At 72.8% G+C, this 15,273-nt stretch carries 16 protein-coding genes; 9 read left to right on the top strand and 7 right to left on the bottom strand.

Features of this window, described 5'->3' with window-relative positions; translation table 11 throughout:
• Nucleotides 1-131: 131 nt before the first annotated feature.
• From LWC35_RS06935 to LWC35_RS06925, 3 genes are all read right to left on the bottom strand, one after another.
• Nucleotides 132-1,427, bottom strand: a complete 1,296-nt coding sequence (locus tag LWC35_RS06935) for a metal-dependent hydrolase family protein (protein WP_232869053.1) — start codon at nucleotides 1,425-1,427, stop codon at nucleotides 132-134.
• A gap of 65 nt (nucleotides 1,428-1,492) precedes the next feature.
• Complete coding sequence (locus LWC35_RS06930; protein WP_232869052.1) at nucleotides 1,493-2,254, bottom strand: alpha/beta fold hydrolase; 762 nt, start codon at nucleotides 2,252-2,254, stop codon at nucleotides 1,493-1,495.
• A gap of 37 nt (nucleotides 2,255-2,291) precedes the next feature.
• Nucleotides 2,292-3,176 carry a fumarylacetoacetate hydrolase family protein gene (locus tag LWC35_RS06925; RefSeq protein ID WP_232869051.1) on the bottom strand — a complete coding sequence of 295 codons (885 nt, stop codon included), beginning with the start codon at nucleotides 3,174-3,176 and terminating at the stop codon, nucleotides 2,292-2,294.
• 148 nt (nucleotides 3,177-3,324) lie between these two features.
• Between LWC35_RS06925 and LWC35_RS06920 the strand changes: the two genes are divergently transcribed.
• On the top strand, nucleotides 3,325-3,987 hold the full coding sequence (locus tag LWC35_RS06920; RefSeq protein WP_232869050.1) for a FadR/GntR family transcriptional regulator: 663 nt from the start codon (nucleotides 3,325-3,327) through the stop codon (nucleotides 3,985-3,987).
• A 96-nt stretch (nucleotides 3,988-4,083) separates the two neighbouring features.
• Here the strand turns inward: LWC35_RS06920 and LWC35_RS06915 are convergent, their stop codons facing one another.
• The 3 genes from LWC35_RS06915 to LWC35_RS06905 all read right to left on the bottom strand — a co-directional run bounded on the left by LWC35_RS06915 (nucleotide 4,084) and on the right by LWC35_RS06905 (nucleotide 8,050).
• The gene (locus tag LWC35_RS06915) at nucleotides 4,084-5,157 is read right to left on the bottom strand and encodes a 2-oxoacid:ferredoxin oxidoreductase subunit beta (protein WP_232869049.1); all 1,074 of its coding nucleotides are present in this window, start codon (nucleotides 5,155-5,157) and stop codon (nucleotides 4,084-4,086) included.
• Between the two features lie 34 nt (nucleotides 5,158-5,191).
• Nucleotides 5,192-7,147 carry a 2-oxoacid:acceptor oxidoreductase subunit alpha gene (locus LWC35_RS06910; protein ID WP_232869048.1) on the bottom strand — a complete coding sequence of 652 codons (1,956 nt, stop codon included), beginning with the start codon at nucleotides 7,145-7,147 and terminating at the stop codon, nucleotides 5,192-5,194.
• Between the two features lie 144 nt (nucleotides 7,148-7,291).
• A complete protein-coding gene (locus tag LWC35_RS06905) occupies nucleotides 7,292-8,050 on the bottom strand; it encodes an enoyl-CoA hydratase (RefSeq protein ID WP_232869047.1) in 759 nt (252 codons plus the stop codon).
• A gap of 38 nt (nucleotides 8,051-8,088) precedes the next feature.
• On the opposite strand from LWC35_RS06905, the gene LWC35_RS06900 reads away from it, so the two are divergent.
• Nucleotides 8,089-8,583, top strand: a complete 495-nt coding sequence (locus LWC35_RS06900; RefSeq protein ID WP_232869046.1) for a hotdog domain-containing protein — start codon at nucleotides 8,089-8,091, stop codon at nucleotides 8,581-8,583.
• Nucleotides 8,584-8,670: 87 nt separating this feature from the next.
• Complete coding sequence (htpX, locus tag LWC35_RS06895) at nucleotides 8,671-9,531, top strand: zinc metalloprotease HtpX (protein WP_232869045.1); 861 nt, start codon at nucleotides 8,671-8,673, stop codon at nucleotides 9,529-9,531.
• Nucleotides 9,532-9,579: 48 nt separating this feature from the next.
• On the opposite strand, the gene LWC35_RS06890 is transcribed toward htpX, so the two are convergent.
• Nucleotides 9,580-11,229, bottom strand: coding sequence for a class I adenylate-forming enzyme family protein (locus tag LWC35_RS06890; protein ID WP_232869044.1), 1,650 nt, complete (start codon nucleotides 11,227-11,229; stop codon nucleotides 9,580-9,582).
• A gap of 84 nt (nucleotides 11,230-11,313) precedes the next feature.
• On the opposite strand from LWC35_RS06890, the gene LWC35_RS40170 reads away from it, so the two are divergent.
• From LWC35_RS40170 to LWC35_RS06860, 6 genes are all read left to right on the top strand, one after another.
• Complete coding sequence (locus tag LWC35_RS40170) at nucleotides 11,314-12,123, top strand: helix-turn-helix domain-containing protein (protein WP_232869043.1); 810 nt, start codon at nucleotides 11,314-11,316, stop codon at nucleotides 12,121-12,123.
• A gap of 53 nt (nucleotides 12,124-12,176) precedes the next feature.
• Nucleotides 12,177-12,674 carry a PaaI family thioesterase gene (locus LWC35_RS06880; protein WP_232869042.1) on the top strand — a complete coding sequence of 166 codons (498 nt, stop codon included), beginning with the start codon at nucleotides 12,177-12,179 and terminating at the stop codon, nucleotides 12,672-12,674.
• A gap of 54 nt (nucleotides 12,675-12,728) precedes the next feature.
• Entirely contained in the window at nucleotides 12,729-12,905 is a 177-nt protein-coding gene (locus LWC35_RS06875; protein ID WP_232869041.1) for a hypothetical protein, read from the top strand.
• A 49-nt stretch (nucleotides 12,906-12,954) separates the two neighbouring features.
• The gene (locus LWC35_RS06870) at nucleotides 12,955-13,200 is read left to right on the top strand and encodes a hypothetical protein (RefSeq protein ID WP_232869040.1); all 246 of its coding nucleotides are present in this window, start codon (nucleotides 12,955-12,957) and stop codon (nucleotides 13,198-13,200) included.
• Between the two features lie 376 nt (nucleotides 13,201-13,576).
• Nucleotides 13,577-13,936 carry a YciI family protein gene (locus LWC35_RS06865; RefSeq protein ID WP_232869039.1) on the top strand — a complete coding sequence of 120 codons (360 nt, stop codon included), beginning with the start codon at nucleotides 13,577-13,579 and terminating at the stop codon, nucleotides 13,934-13,936.
• Nucleotides 13,933-15,159 (top strand): RNA polymerase sigma factor, encoded by a 1,227-nt coding sequence (locus tag LWC35_RS06860; protein WP_232869038.1) that lies wholly within the window; start codon nucleotides 13,933-13,935, stop codon nucleotides 15,157-15,159. Before LWC35_RS06865 ends, LWC35_RS06860 begins: the two co-directional genes overlap by 4 nt.
• Nucleotides 15,160-15,273 lie beyond the last annotated feature (114 nt).

Here is a 15,273-nt window from a genome sequence, read left to right as displayed (position 1 = left end):
CGTGGCGGTCGTCGGGGCGCGACGGCCGGTCACGGTGACCACCGGGTCGTCGATGGGTGTGCGGGGGCTGCCGCCCGGGCCGGTGACGCGGCGCCGGGCGGCAGCCCTCGATCTCGAACGGGGAGCGGCCGTCAGACGCCGGCCGGGGCCTGGTTGCGATCCACGTTGCCGGGCAGCGGCGGGGTGGTGGCCCCGTCCTCACTGGCCTCCTTGTGGAACCGGCCGTCCTTCATGATGTAGGTCAGCTTCGTCTGGTCCTGCAGGATCGTGATGTCGGCGAGCGGGTCGCCGTCGACCAGCAGGAGGTCGGCGAGGTAGCCGGGCTGGACCTTGCCGAGCTCGTCCGGCCGCAGCATGATCTCGCCGCCCCAGGCGGTGGCGGAGATGATCGCCTCCATCGGGGTGAAGCCCAGCAGCTCCACGAAGTGCTGCAGGTCGCGGGCGTAGGTGCCGTGCGGCGTCCAGGCGAAGCCGTAGTCGCCGCCGGGCAGGACCTTGATCCCGCGCCGGTGCATCTCGCGCAGCCCGGCGATGGCCATCTCCAGTTCCTTCTTGTACCCGACGGCCTCGGCGGCCTCCTGCGGGAACCCGAAGGCCTCGGCCTCGTAGAGGGTGGCGACGAGCCAGTTGATCCCGGGGGCGACGAACACCCAGTCCTTGTTGGCCTCGAGCATGTCCATGCCCTCGGCGTCGGTGAAGCTGGCGTGGTAGATCACGTCGACGTGGTGGCGCACGCACATCTTCACGCTCTCGGCGCTGCGGGCGTGGGCGCAGACCCGCTTGCCCCGCCGGTGCGCCTCGGCGACGGCGGCCGCCACCTCCTCGTCGGAGAAATAGGTGTCCTCCGCACGCTGGGTGCCGGTGATCTCCTCGCCGGTCATGGACAGCTTGATCTGGTCCACGCCGATGTCGATCAGCTCGCGGACGGCCTTGCGCATGCCCTCCGGCCCGTCGGCGAACTTGGTGATCGACTTGATCAGGGCGCCGCCGGTCACGGCGATCTCCGGGCCGTTGGCCAGGTAACGGGGGCCGGGGATGCGGCCGGCGTTGATCGCGTCGCGGCAGACGACGTCGAGCCGGTCCTTCGCCGAGGCCGCACCGAGGCACATCGTGTAGCCGGAGTCGATGTAGGTCCGCGCGGACTCGATGGCGAAGAGCAGGTGCTCCTCGACCGGCATCGTGCCCAGGCCGTCGAGGTCGGCGGAGTTGTTCCAGCTGAAGTGGGTGTGGGCGTCGCACAGTCCGGACATCAGCGTCCGGCCGCGGCCCTCCACCACCCGCGCCCCTTCGGTGCGGGACGGGTCGACGGTGCCGACCGCGGCGATGCGGTCGCCCTCGACCAGGACGTCGCCGCGGTAGGGGTCGGCGCCGGTGGAGTCGAGGATCGAGACGTCACGGAACAGGATCTTGCTGGTCGTGGTGGGCACGGTGCCCCTCCTCTTCCTTGAGGTTCTGGCGGGCTCACCGGGGCGGTCACCCCGGGCAGGGTGGGTCAGAGGAACTTGAGCAGGTGGTCGGTGACGGGGCGGGCGGCCTCGAGGGCGGTCCAGTGCCCGACGCCGGGCAGGATCTCGAGCGTCGCCGAGCCGTGCGCCTCGGCCAGCTCGCGGCTGGCGTCGGGCGGCCCGACCTTGTCCTCGTCGCCGGTGATCAGCAGCAGCGGCAGCGCGGGGTCGACAGGTCCGGGGTCGGTGGCGGCGGCGAGGGCCTCGCAGTTGCGGGCGTAGCCCTCCGGGTCCTGGCGCATCACCAGCTCCCGCACGAAAGCGGCCACCTCGGGCCTGTCCGTCCGGGTGCTCTCGGACAGCGCGTTGGCGACCACTCCGGGGGCGACGGCGGCGGTGCCCTTGTCGCGCAGGACCGCCGCCCGGTCGCGCTGCGCCTGGCGGCCGGCCTCGGCGGGCTCGCGGACGGCGCCGAGCAGCGTCAGGGAGCTGACCCGGTCGCGGTACCGGCGGGCGAACTCGCGCACCACCAGGGTGCCCATCGAGTGCCCGACCACGTGCGCCGTCGTGACGCCGGCCTGGTCGAGCACCCCCGCCAGGTCGTCGGCGTGCGACCCGATGCCGATGCCGTCGGCGACCGGGGAGCGGCCGGCGCCGGCCGAGTCGACCCGGATCACGGTGTGCGAGCCGGCGAGCGCGTCGGCCTGGACCTGGTAGAAGTTCGAGGTCCCGCCGAGTCCGTGCACGAACAGGACCGCGGGCCCCTCGCCCTCGATCTCGACAGCCAGTTCCTTGCCGTTGACCTTCACGTCTCTCCTTCGGTGGTGGTGGTCGTGCGGGGGCCGGTCAGGTGATGCGGTTGCGCTGCGCGCCGAGGCCCGTGATCGACACCGCGACGACGTCGCCGGTCGCCAGGAACCGCGGCGGGTCGAAGCCGATGCCCACCCCGGCCGGGGTCCCGGTGGCGATCACGTCGCCGGGCAGCAGGGTGATGCCGGCCGAGATCGTGGCGATCAGCTCGGGGATGTCGAAGATCAGGTCCTTGACCGGGGCCGACTGCCGGAGCTCGCCGTTGACCCGGCTCTGCACCTGCAGGGCGGTCACGTCGGGGACCTCGTCGGCCGACACGGCGTAGGGCCCCATCGGGCAGTGCGTGTCCAGCGACTTGCCCAGCAGCCACTGCTTGTGCTTGCGCTGCAGGTCGCGGGCGGTGACGTCGTCGACGATCGTGTATCCCCAGACGTGGTCGAACGCCGCGTCCCGCGAGATGCCACGCCCGCCCGTTCCGATGATCACCGCGAGCTCGGCCTCGTAGTCCAGCTCCGCGGTCACGCCCGGGTGGGCCAGCACGTCGTCGAACGGGCCGGTCACCGCGGTCGTCGCCTTCGCGAACACCACCGGGTGCTCCGGCAGGGCCTCGGAGCGGTCGGGCTGGTCGTAGCCGCTGCGGCCGAACTCGGCCACGTGCTCCCGGTAGTTCTTGCCCACGCAGAAGACGTCGCGCCGCGGCACCGGGATCGGCGCGAGCAGCCGCACCGAGTCCAGCGGCAGGGCCGGCAGCGCCGCGGACCGTGCGGCCAGCAGCGGGCCGAGCACGGCCCAGTCCTCGATCACCTCGAGCAGTCCCGCGCCGGGCGGGAGGAGGTCGCCGACGTCGCGGACCTCGCCCGCGTCGTCGTCGACCACCCCGACCCGGGCCGCTCCACCGTCGGTGAAGGTCACCAGCTTCATCCCATGAACCAATCTGAACCAATTGAACCAATCGAGCCGGATGCGACCGTACGCCCGACAGCAAGGCGCTGTCGAGAGCAGATTTCGACCGGTTCGATTCGCGGGCTATTGGTCTTGATTGGTTCTGCCGAGCCGGTAGGGTGGGGCGATGGAGACGGTCGAGCGGTCCCTGCGTGCCCTGTTGACCGAGGGCGCCCAGGACGGCACCTTCCGGCCCGGCTCGAAGCTGCCGACGGAACGGGCCCTGGTCGAGCGGCTCGCCGTCCCGCGCTCGGCGATCCGCCGGGCGCTGGACACGCTCGAACGCGACGGTGTGGTGATCCGGCACGTCGGGCGCGGGACCTTCCTGACCGAGGCGGCGGTCCAGCAGGTCGACGGGGCCCCGGCCGACACGAGCCCGGCGGAGATCATGCAGGTGCGGCTGCTGCTCGAGCCCGGGGTCGCCGCGCTCGCCGCGCGCGTGGCCACCCAGGCCGACCTCGAACGGATCGGCGAGTGCCTCGCCGGTGGTGGCGCCAGCGAGGACTTCGAGGGCTTCGAGTCCTGGGACGCGCGGCTGCACCGCGCCATCGCCAGCGCCGCGCACAACGGCCTGCTGATGAACATGTTCGACGTGCTCAACACCGCCCGCGCGCTGCCGGTGTGGGGCACCCTCAAGCGCCGCACGTCCAGCCCGGAACGGCGCCGGTGCTACCACGAGGAGCACACGGAGATCGTCGAGGCGCTCCGCGATCGCGACCCGGAGTCCGCCGAGGCGGGGATGCGCCGGCACCTCGAAAACGTGTCGGACAACCTGCTCGGGCGGCACTGAGGGCAGCGCCGGGCAGCTCCGCCCACGGTCCCGGAAACGCCGACGGCCCCACCCCGGAAGGGGTCGGGCCGTCGCCGGTCCGGTGGGGGCGGGCCGTCAGCCGGCGATCGTCCAGGTGTCGCGGCCGTTGAGCAGGGCCTGCAGGTCCGTGCCGCCCGGCTTCTGGGCGGCCAGGTCCTTGGCCTGCTGCAGCTGCGCGCGGGCGGCGTCGTCGTAGGTGGTGCGGTCGACGTTGCGGAAGATGCCCGTGACGGTGTGGTTGAGGTCCTGGTCCGAGAGCCGGGACAGGGCGAACGCGAGCTCGAGGTTGTTCGCGTCGTGGACCATGATCTCCGCCGGGTCCACGTCCGCGGCCTTGACGACCTCGAGCCGGAACCCGCGCTGCACCACGGCGAACTTGTCGTCCTCGGGCCCGAAGGTGATCGGCTCGCCGTCGACGATGTGGACCAGCCGCTGGTCCTTGGTCTCGGGCTTGCGGAGCACGTCGAAGGAGCCGTCGTTGAAGATCGGGCAGTCCTGGAAGATCTCCACCAGCGCGGAACCGCGGTGCGCGGCGGCGGCGCCGAGGACCTCGGTGAGGCCCTTGCGGTCGGAGTCCAGGGCGCGGCCCACGAAGGAGGCCTCGGCGCCGAGGGCCAGCGAGATGGGGTTGAACGGGTGGTCGAGCGAGCCCATGGGGGTGGACTTGGTGACCTTCCCGACCTCGCTGGTGGGGGAGTACTGGCCCTTGGTCAGCCCGTAGATCCGGTTGTTGAACAGCAGGATCTTGAGGTTGACGTTGCGGCGCAGCGCGTGGATCAGGTGGTTGCCGCCGATCGAGAGCGCGTCGCCGTCGCCGGTGACGACCCAGACCGACAGGTCGGGCCGGGAGACGGCGAGGCCGGTGGCGATGGTCGGGGCGCGGCCGTGGATGGAGTGCATCCCGTAGGTGTTCAGGTAGTACGGGAAACGGGAGCTGCAGCCGATCCCGGACACGAACACGGTGTTCTCGCGGCGGATCCCCAGGGTGGGGAGGAACTGGCGCACGGCGGCGAGCACGGCGTAGTCGCCGCAGCCGGGGCACCAGCGGACCTCCTGGTCGGAGGTGTAGTCCTTGGCGGTCTGCTTGGCGTCGGTGGTCGGGACGAGGTCCAGCCCGCCGATCGACGGCAGACCCAGGTCGGTGCTCATTTCGCCTCCGCGGGAAGAAGTACGTCGGCGGTGCTCATGCCTGGACTCCCAGAGGGGCCCCGTTGCCGGAGCCGTTGGTGCTGTTGGTGTCGGCGCTGTTCGGGTGGGTGCCGGTCAGGTAGTCGAGGAAGACGTCCTGCAGCTCCTCGGCCTTGAACGGCAGGCCGGAGACCTTGGTGTAGGACTTGGCGTCGACCAGGTACTTGCCGCGCAGCAGCAGCGCGAGCTGGCCGAGGTTCATCTCGGGCACCAGCACGGTGCGATAGGACGCGAGCACCTCGCCGAGGTTGGCCGGCAGCGGGTTGAGGTGCCGGATGTGCGCGGTGGCGATGGTGTGGCCCATGTTCCGCACCCGCCGTGCGCCGGCGACGATCGGCCCGTAGGTCGAGCCCCAGCCGACGACGAGGACGTCCGCCTGGCCGGAGGGGTCCTCCACCTGCAGGTCGGGCACCGGGATGCCGTCGATCTTGGCCTCGCGCAGCCGGACCATCCGGTCGTGGTTGTCCGGGTCGTAGGAGATCGACCCGCGCCCGTCGGCCTTCTCCAACCCGCCCACGCGGTGCTCCAGCCCCGGGGTGCCGGGGATCGCCCACGGCCGGGCCAGGGTCTCGGAGTCCCGCAGGTACGGCCAGAACTCCCCGGACCCGTCCGGCGCGTTGGGCTCGGTCGCGAACTCCGGATCCACGTTCTCGAGCGTGGAGGCGTCCGGGACCTTCCACGGCTCCGAGCCGTTGGCCAGCGCGCCGTCGGAGAGCACGATGACCGGGGTGCGGTACTTCACCGCGATGGCGGCGGCCTCGACCGCGGCGTGGAAACAGTCCCCCGGCGAGCGCGGGGCGATGATCGGCAGCGGGGCCTCGCCGTTGCGCCCGTACATGGCTTGGAGCAGGTCGGCCTGCTCGGTCTTGGTCGGCAGCCCCGTCGACGGCCCACCGCGCTGCACGTCGATCACCAGCAGCGGCAGCTCCAGCGCGACCGCCAGCCCGATCGTCTCGGACTTCAGCGAGATGCCCGGGCCGGAGGTGGTGGTGACCCCGAGCGCGCCGCCGAAGCTCGCGCCCAGCGCGGCGCCGACCCCGGCGATCTCGTCCTCGGCCTGGAAGGTGGTCACGCCGAAGGCCTTGTGCTTGGACAGCTCGTGCAGGATGTCCGACGCCGGGGTGATCGGGTAGCTACCCAGGAACACCGGCAGCCCGGTGGTCCGGCCGGCCGCGACGATGCCGTAGGCCATCGCGGTGTTGCCGGTGATCTGCCGGTACGTCCCGGGCTCCAGCTTCGCCGGCGCCACCTCGTAGGTGACCGCGAACGCCTCGGTGGTCTCCCCGTAGGCGTGCCCGGCGCGGAAGGCGAGGATGTTGGCCTCGGCGAGTTCGGGGCGGCGGGCGAACTTCTCCCGCAGGAACCGCTCGGTGCCCTCGTGCGGGCGGTGATACATCCACGACAGCAGGCCCAGGGCGAACATGTTCTTCGCCCGCTCGGCGTCCTTCTTCGACAGCCCCGTCTCCTCCAACGCACCCCGGGTCAGGGTGGCCATGGCGACCTCGTGGACCTGGAAGTCCGACAGCGAGTCGTCCTCGAGCGGGTTGGACTCGTAGCCGACCTTGGTCAGGTTGCGCTTGGTGAACTCGTCGGTGTTGACGATCAGCACCCCGCCGTGCGGCAGGTCGCCGATGTTCGCCTTGAGCGCGGCCGGGTTCATCGCCACCAGCACGTCGGGGCGGTCGCCGGGGGTGAGGATGTCGTAGTTGGCGAAGTGCAGCTGGAACGAGCTGACCCCGGGCAGGGTGCCGGCAGGGGCGCGGATCTCGGCCGGGAAGTTCGGCAGCGTCGACAGGTCGTTGCCGAAGGTCGCGGTCTCCGAGGTGAACCGGTCACCCGTGAGCTGCATCCCGTCGCCGGAGTCACCCGCGAACCGGATGACCACCCGGTCCTTCGTGATGACATCGTGCTCGCCGCCGGACGGCGTGACGGCGGTGTCGTTGGACGTCATGTCGAGGTCATTCCCCGGTTCGGCTCGGGAACACAAATGTCCGGACGAGGTTAACGCCGGGTATCGCCCGGTGTCCCCGGCCCCAGTGCGACGTCACATGGTCTCCGTTCGTCCGGGCGGAACGGCGCCGGGATGCGGCCGCCCCTACCGCTTGCTGATGCGTGCCTGGAGCGCCGTGACGCGCTCCCGGAACTCCTCCGAGTGTACGGACGCGGCCTGCGCCCTCACCTCGATCTCGGTCGCCTCGGCGTGCGAGATCGACCCGGAGGTGACGCGCATGGTGGCCTTGGTGGTCTCGATCAGCGACCGCGGTGCCGCGGCGGCCCGGCCGGCGAGCTCCTTGGCGCCGGCGAGGAGGGCCGCGTCGTCGTCGTAGCGGCGCCAGACCAGGCCGACGCGCTCCGCCTCGACGGCGTCGAGCACGTCGCAGAACAGGGTCAGGGCCTTGGCGCCCTGGGAGCCGAGCGCGCGGTCGACCATCCAGGTGTAGCCGCCGCCGGGGTGCAGGCCGAGCTGCATGAACCGGGCGTCGAACTTCGCGCCGGGACCGGCGAGGCGGAGGTCACAGGCCAGGGCCAGGTTCAGACCGGCCCCGACGGCCGCGCCGTTGACCGCGGCCACGGTCGGCAGCGGGCACTCCGCCACCGCGAGGAACCCGGAGTAGACGGCCTTGAGCCGCGCCGGGTCGGCCCCCTGCAGCTCGGACAGATCGCCGCCGGCGCAGAAGGCGGGCGGCTCGCCCGTGATCACCACGGCGCCCACGGCGGGGTCGGCGACCGCCGCGTCGAGCGCGGCGACGAGCTTCTCGGACAGCTCGAGGTTCATCGCGTTGCGGCGGGTCGGGTTGGAGACTGTGAGCAGCGCGACGCCGTCCTCGACCGTCGTGCGGACTTCGGTGGTCATGGGGTGATCCTGACATCCCGCCGGGTTACCGTCCGCCGGTGACCGTGAACGACCGTCCGCTGCCCCACGACCGCGCGCCCCGACCGGGGGAGAAGGTGCGCCGCCACCACGACGGGTGCCTCGGCTGCGGGGACGTCGAGCCCGGGCTGCATCTGAGCTTCGTCGCGGGCGAGGACCTCACCGTCACCTCGGTTCTCGACGTCGCGCACTGGCAGCAGGGCGGCCCCGGGGTCGTGCACGGGGGCGTCGTCGCCGCGGCGCTCGACGAGACCATGGGTGCGCTGCAGGCCTTCTTCGGCCGCCCGGCCGTGACCGCGGAACTGACCACGAGCTACCGCAAGCCGATCCCCGTCGGCACGCAGCTGTACCTCTGGGCCCGGGTCGAGGAGCGCGAGGGGCGCAAGACCTGGACGACGGGCACGGCCCGGCTCGACGGGCCCGACGGCCCCGTCGCCGCCGAGGGCCGCGGGCTGTTCATCGACATCCGCCGCGACCACTTCGACGGGTCCGCCGTGCGCGCCGTCAACCCGTGACTCCGCTGTGAAGCCGGTCCGCCCGGAACACCGCCTCCGGGCGGGTCGTTGACCCGGCAGGAACCCGGCGGAAGGAGCGGCGAGGCGGTGCACGGTCACCTGAACGGGCTGAAGACGGCGATCCTCCTGGGCGGGATGAGCGCGCTGGTCCTGGTCGTCGGGGGCCTGGTGGCGGGCCGGACCGGGCTCATCATCGCCCTGCTCGTCGCCCTCGGCATGAACGGCTACGCCTACTTCAACTCGGCGAAGCTCGCGCTGCGCGCCATGCACGCGCGGCCTGTCACGGAGGCGGAGGCGCCGGGGCTGTACCGGATCGTCCGCGAGCTGAGCCAGCGTGCGCGGCAGCCGATGCCGCAGCTGTACATCAGTCCCACCAACGCGCCCAACGCCTTCGCCACCGGCCGCAACCCGCGCAACGCCGCGGTCTGCGCCACCACCGGCCTGCTCGAGCTGCTCGACGAGCGCGAGCTGCGCGCGGTGCTGGGTCACGAGCTCAGCCACGTCTACAACCGCGACATCCTCCTCTCGTGCGTCGCCGGCGCGATGGCGTCGATGATCAGCTTCCTGGCCAACATGGCGCTGTTCGCCGGGCTGTTCGGCGGGGGCGACGAGGACCGGCCGAACCCGTTGGCCGCCATCCTGATCGCGTTGCTCGGCCCGATCGCGGCGGGCGTCGTGCAGATGGCGGTGAGCCGGTCGCGGGAGTACCAGGCCGACGCGTCGGGCGCGGAGCTGACGGGGGACCCGCTCGCGCTCGCCTCGGCGCTGCACAAGCTGCAGTACGGCACCGCGCTCGCGCCGCTGCCGCCCGAGCCGCAGCTCGTGTCGCAGTCGCACCTGATGATCGCGAGCCCGTTCCGGGCCGGCGACCAGATGGCGAAGTGGTTCTCCACGCACCCGCCGATCGAGGACCGGATCCGGCGGCTGCAGGAGATGGCCCGGCGCTGACGCGCCCGCGCGCGCCGGGCCGCTCGCCACGCGCAGCGGGTCAGCGGGTCAGCGCAGCTCGCGGCGCAGGATCTTGCCGCTCACCGTCTTCGGCAGCTCCTCGACGACCTCCACGATCCGCGGGTACTTGTAGGCGGCCATGCGTTCCCGGGCGAACGCGATCAGCTCGTCGGGCTGCAGCTCGGCGCCCGCCTTGAGCGACACGACGGCCTTCACGGTCTCGCCGCGGTAGGCGTCCGGCACCCCGACCACGGCCGCCTCGCGGACCGCCGGATGCCCGTACAGCACGTCCTCGACCTCGCGCGGCCAGATCTTGTAGCCGCCCGCGTTGATCTGGTCCTTCTTGCGGTCGACCAGGTAGAACCAGCCGTCGGCGTCCATGAACCCGACGTCGCCGGTGTGCAGCTCGCCGCCCGGCAGCGCGTGCGCGGTCTCCTCCGGCTTGTTCCAGTAGCCGGGCACCACCTGCGGGCCCCGGATCACGATCTCGCCGACCTCGCCGACGGGGAGTTCGCGGCCGTCGTCGTCGACCACGCGGACCACGGTGCTCCCCACCGGGACCCCGACGGACAGGGCACCCGAGTCGGGGTCGACGGGTGCGCGGGCGCCGAACGGCCCGACGTGGCTCGGCGAGGTGGTCTCGGTGAGGCCGTAGGCGTTGTGGATGTACGGGCCGACCTTGCGCTCGAACGCCTCGACGACGGCGGGGGCGACGGGTGCGCCGCCGCTGTAGACCTTCGTCAGCGAGGAGAGGTCGCGGGTCGTGGCGTCCGGGTGCTCCATCATCGCGATGAACACCGGGATCGCGCCGACGACGAACGTCGCCCGCCAGCGCTCGACCAGCTCGAGCACGGTGCCGGCGTCGAACCGGAAGGCCAGCACCACCGGCGCGCCGGTCAGCGCGGCGACGGCGAGGTGGCCGATCAACCCGGTGATGTGGAAGAGCGGGGCCACGCCGAGGATGACGTCGTCGGGGCCGAGGTGGATCCAGTCCCGGTAGGTCATGGCGTTGAAGACGACGTTGCGGTGCGTGTTCGTCGCGCCCTTCGGCGGGCCGGTCGTGCCCGAGGTGTAGGTGAGGAAGGCGATGTCGTCGGGGGCCGGCTCGGGCACCGCGGGCGGCGGGTCGCCGGCGTGCTGCGCGATCAGGTCCTGCAGGTCGACGGCGCTGGCGGGGCGCTGGCGGCAGCTGCCGGCCAGCAGGCCGGGGACGTCGTCGTCGCCGAGGGGGTCGAGCTCCGAGGTCGTGACCAGGGTGCGGACGGCGGTGGACGGCTGGACCTGCAGCGCCACGGGGTGCAACGACTCGAGCGCGACGAGGACCGAGGCGCCCGAGTCCGCGAGGATCACCTGTAGTTCGCGCTCGCGCAGCATCGGGTTGACCGGGACCACGATCCCGCCCGCCTTCCACACGGCCAGCATCACGACGGCCCACTGCGGCACGTTCTGCAGGTACACCGCCACGCGGTCGCCCCGCCCGAGGCCGAGCGCGACCAGGCCGGCGGCGAGCGCGTCGGAGTCCTTGTCGACCTCGCCGACGGTGCGGCTGGTGTGGAAGTAGTGGAGGAACGGGCGTTCGGGGCCGGCCTTCGCGGTCGCCCGCCACATCGCGAGCGCGGAGGGGAACTCCGGCTCGACGTCGGCCGGGACGCCCTCGTCGTACCGGGCGAGCCAGGGACGGTCCGCGTAGGTGGTCATGGGCGACAGTGAACCGCGTGGTGTGACTCCTGTCACTTCCTTCGCCTGCGCGATTCTGTCGGGGGGTCGCGGCATGCTGTGCGCGTGCAGTCGACCACCAGCGAGTACGGCATCCTGGGCGTGCGGGACGTCGACTTCCACCTCGACCGGTACCCGCCGTCGCCCGATCTCGCCGAGCTGGTCGAGCGGCACTGGGTGGTCACGTGGGCGCTGCCGCCGGGGCGCCGGGCATCGGTCACGCTGCTGCCGCAGCCGTGCGTCAACGTGGTGCTCGACCGGGGGGTGCTCGCGGTCGCGGGTGTGGGGCGGGAGCGGTTCACCTACGCCTACACCGGCGAGGGCCGGGTGTTCGGCACCAAGTTCCGGCCGGGCGCGTTCCTGCCCTTCCTGGGGTGCCCGGTCTCCACGATCACGGACGTCACGATGCCCGCCGCCCGGCTGTGGGGTCCGCCGGCCGAAGAGCTTGCCGCGCGTATGACGGGATCCGTGCCGGAGCTGATCGCGCAGATGGAGGGCTTCCTGCGGGCGCGGTGGCCGGCGCCGGATCCGCAGGTCGCGCTCGTGGGGCGGATCGTCGCGGCGTTGCTGCGGGACCGGGAGGTCGCGCGCGTCGAGGACATCGTCGCGCGGTTCGGCATCCCGGCGCGGACCCTGCAACGGCTGTTCGCCCGCTATGTCGGAGTGAGCCCGAAGTTCGTGCTGCGCCGCTTCCGGCTGCACGAGGCGGCGGCCCGGCTGGCGGAGGAGCAGGACCGGCCGTGGGCGGAGGTGGCCGCGGAGCTGGGGTACTTCGACCAGTCGCACTTCATCCGGGACTTCGGTGCCGCGATCGGGCTGACGCCGGCCGCGTACGCCCAGGCCTGCCGGCGGCGGGAAGAACCGGTCGGCGCCTAGGTTTCTCTTCGCTATCCAGCTAGGGTGGTGGGAGCCGGTCGAAGGAGGAGCCGATGACGGACGTCCAGCCCGCCCTGAACGAGCGCACCCACCGCTGGGAGGACCCGGCGGGCATGGCCGCGGCCGCCGGGAGGGACGGGCTGTCGGTCATGCGGGCCGTCCTGAGCGGCGAGCTGCCCGCCCCGCCGATCGCGGGCCTGCTCGGCTTCGAGCTGGAGTCGGTCGACGAGGGCCGCGCCGTCTTCACGCTGGAGCCCGGCGACTACCACTACAACCCGCTCGGCTCCGTCCACGGCGGCGTCTACGCGACGCTGCTCGACTCCGCACTGGGCTGCGCGGTGCACACCACGCTCCCCGCCGGCGTGCGCTACACCAGCCTCGACCTCGACGTGAAGTTCCTGCGCCGCATCACCACCGACACCGGCCTCGTCCGCGCGACGGGGTGGGTCGTGCACGGCGGCCGCAGTACCGCCCTCGCCCGTGCCGACCTCCGCGACGCCGCCGGTCGCCTGCTCGCCGAGGGCAGTTCCAGCTGCATGATCTTCCGCTGAACATGTCGCCCTGCGGGTGATCCGCGGGCCGGTCGATGCGGCACACTTTCTCGCGTGGCAGACGACGACACCTCCACCGCCCTCCCCCAGACCTGTGTCCGGTGCGGACAGGTCGCCCTGCTGCGGATCGTCGGCCGTTGCGGCGACTGCATCGGCACCCTCGGGCTCGCGGGCGGCGAGGACTACGCGGCGTGGCGGGCCGAGGTGAAGGCGGAGTTCGGGGCGAAGTAGAGGTCCCTCTCCCTGCTTCGGGGAACCTCCGATACAGGAGCCCTGTTCGGTGGAAGACCGGCATCCCGCGCGTCCGCGCCGAGGTCGACGGGGTCCGCAGGAGGACTCGGTCCTCGGGACGAGCACGATCCTGACGGGCAGTGGGTGCGACCTCGACCCGGTCGTCGAGGGCGCCCACTCCCCGGCGGCGGTGACCGTCGAGGGCGCGGCGAGCTACGACACCACCCTGGGCGGCAGCACCACGGCGCCGGAACTGGACGTCGGCAGCCTCACGGTGACCGGACACGCCGGCTGACCAGGGCCGCCGGCAAGGGTGATCACGACGAGTCCGGCCACAGGACCTGCCGCCTCGCGCTATAGGACCTGCCGACTCGCGCTGCTGGAACTGCCGACTCGCGCTGCTGGAACTGCCGACTCGCGCTGCTGGAACTACCGACTCGCGCTGCTGGAACTACCGACTCGCGCTGCTGGAACTGCCGACTCGCGGGGGCGGAGGGGGTGCGGGCGACGCCGGGGGCGTCACGTCGGGGTGCCCAGGAGCGACGGTTCTGGTGGCGGCCCGGAGGTGGCCGGAAGAATTTCGGGCGCGACCGTCCCGGCCGGCGGTCCCCCGTTCGTCCCTCGGGTGACGCCGGAGCCCGCCGGCGCGCGAGGAGATCCAGGAGGATCCGATGCCCCAGTACGCAGCCCTCATCTACAACGCCGACGTCGACTGGACCCGGCCGGAGTTCGCGGACGTGACGAAGGAGTACGGCGAGTTCGGGCAGGCCGCGGCCGCCGTGATCCGCGGCGGCGCCGCGCTCTACCAGACCGGCACCGCGACCACGGTGCGCGTGCAGGGCGGCAAGGGCGGCGACGTCGTCGCGACGGACGGGCCCTACGCCGAGACCAAGGAGGCCCTGACCGGCTTCTACCTGTTCGAGTGCGCCGACCTCGACGAGGCGGTGAAGTGGGCCGCGCAGATCCCCGGCGCGTGGGACGGCGCGGTGGAGGTGCGTCCGGTGATCGACTTCGGGTCGCAGGGCGGGTGACCGACGGGCCGGCCCGCGCGGCCCTCGTCCGCCTCGTGCGCGACGAGGGCCGCCGGGTGCTGGCCACGCTCGTCCGGCAGCTCGGCGACCTGCCGCTCGCCGAGGACGCGGTGCAGGACGCGGCCCTGCGCGCCCTGGAGACCTGGCCGCGTGACGGCGTACCCGAGCAGCCCCGGGCCTGGCTCACCCTGACCGCCCGGCGCCGGGCGATCGACCTGCTGCGCCGGGAGTCCGTGCGGCCGGGGAAGGAGGCGCTCGCCGTGGTGCCCGAGGACCCGCCCCCGCCCGAGACCGTCCGCGACGACCTGCTCCGGCTGATCTTCGTCTGCTGCCATCCCGCGCTCGCCCACCAGACGCAGGTGGCACTGGCCCTGCGCACGCTCTGCGGGCTGTCGGTCGCCGAGGTCGGGCAGGCGCTGCTCGTGCCGGAGGAGACGATGGCGAAGCGGCTGACCCGGGCGCGACAGAAGATCGCGAAGGCCGCGATCCCCTACCGGGTCCCCGACGACCACGAGCTGCCCGACCGGCTGCGCGGCGTGCTCGCCACGGTGTACCTGCTGTTCACGGAGGGGTACGACCCCGTCGGCGAGGTCCGCCCGACCCTCGTCGACGAGGCGGTCCGGCTCACCCGGCTGCTGCGCGAGCTGATGCCGGGGGAGCCCTCCGTGCTGGGGCTGCTCGCGCTGGAGCTGCTCACGGACTCGCGCCGCGAGGCCCGGCGCGACGCGGCGGGTCTGCCCGTGCTGCTCGCCGACCAGGACCGCTCGCGGTGGCGCCGCGACCTGATCGCGGAGGGCGTGCTGCTGGTCGGGGAGGGCTTGCGCCGCAGCCCCGACCGGCCCGACCCGTACGTGGTGCAGGCCGCGATCGCGGCCTGCCATGCGCTGGCCCCGACGTGGGCGGCCACGGACTGGCAGGCGGTGGTGTCCTGGTACGACGTGCTGCTGCAGGTCGAGGACACGCCCGTCGTCCGGTTGAACCGGGCGGCCGCGCTGGCCGAGCGGGACGGGCCCGCCGCCGGGCTGCTGGCGGTCGACGCCGTCGCGGGGCTGGAGCGCTATCCGCTCCGGCACGCCGCCCGGGCCGAGCTCCTCGACCGGTTGGGCGACCACGCCGCGGCGCGCGCGGCCTACGACGCCGCCCTGGCCCTCCCGCAGGACCCGGCCCAGGCCGCCCAGCTGCGCCGGCGTCGGGACCGGGTCACCGGACCGACGGGCGGATGAGCTCGTCGGCGACCCAGCGGGCGACGCCGTCCGGGTAGGGGCTCGGCAGGCCGAGGACGACCCTGCATCGGTGCCGTCGCGATCCCGAACCGGGCGCTCACCGGGCCAGCTTCC

The sequence above is a fragment of the Pseudonocardia kujensis genome, from assembly GCF_021283305.1.
Classification (GTDB): domain Bacteria; phylum Actinomycetota; class Actinomycetes; order Mycobacteriales; family Pseudonocardiaceae; genus Pseudonocardia; species Pseudonocardia kujensis.
The sequence above is the reverse complement of the archived record's forward strand: the minus strand, read 5'-3'. Positions and strand labels throughout refer to the sequence as shown.

Coding starts and splice junctions, on each gene's coding strand:
- LWC35_RS06925 (WP_232869051.1), bottom strand. CDS start 3,176: ATGAAGCTGGTGACCTTCACCGACGGTGGAGCGGCCCGGGTCGGGGTG.
- LWC35_RS06920 (WP_232869050.1), top strand. CDS start 3,325: ATGGAGACGGTCGAGCGGTCCCTGCGTGCCCTGTTGACCGAGGGCGCC.
- LWC35_RS06915 (WP_232869049.1), bottom strand. CDS start 5,157: ATGAGCACCGACCTGGGTCTGCCGTCGATCGGCGGGCTGGACCTCGTC.
- LWC35_RS06910 (WP_232869048.1), bottom strand. CDS start 7,147: ATGACGTCCAACGACACCGCCGTCACGCCGTCCGGCGGCGAGCACGAT.
- LWC35_RS06905 (WP_232869047.1), bottom strand. CDS start 8,050: ATGACCACCGAAGTCCGCACGACGGTCGAGGACGGCGTCGCGCTGCTC.
- LWC35_RS06890 (WP_232869044.1), bottom strand. CDS start 11,229: ATGACCACCTACGCGGACCGTCCCTGGCTCGCCCGGTACGACGAGGGC.
- LWC35_RS06880 (WP_232869042.1), top strand. CDS start 12,177: ATGACGGACGTCCAGCCCGCCCTGAACGAGCGCACCCACCGCTGGGAG.
- LWC35_RS06865 (WP_232869039.1), top strand. CDS start 13,577: ATGCCCCAGTACGCAGCCCTCATCTACAACGCCGACGTCGACTGGACC.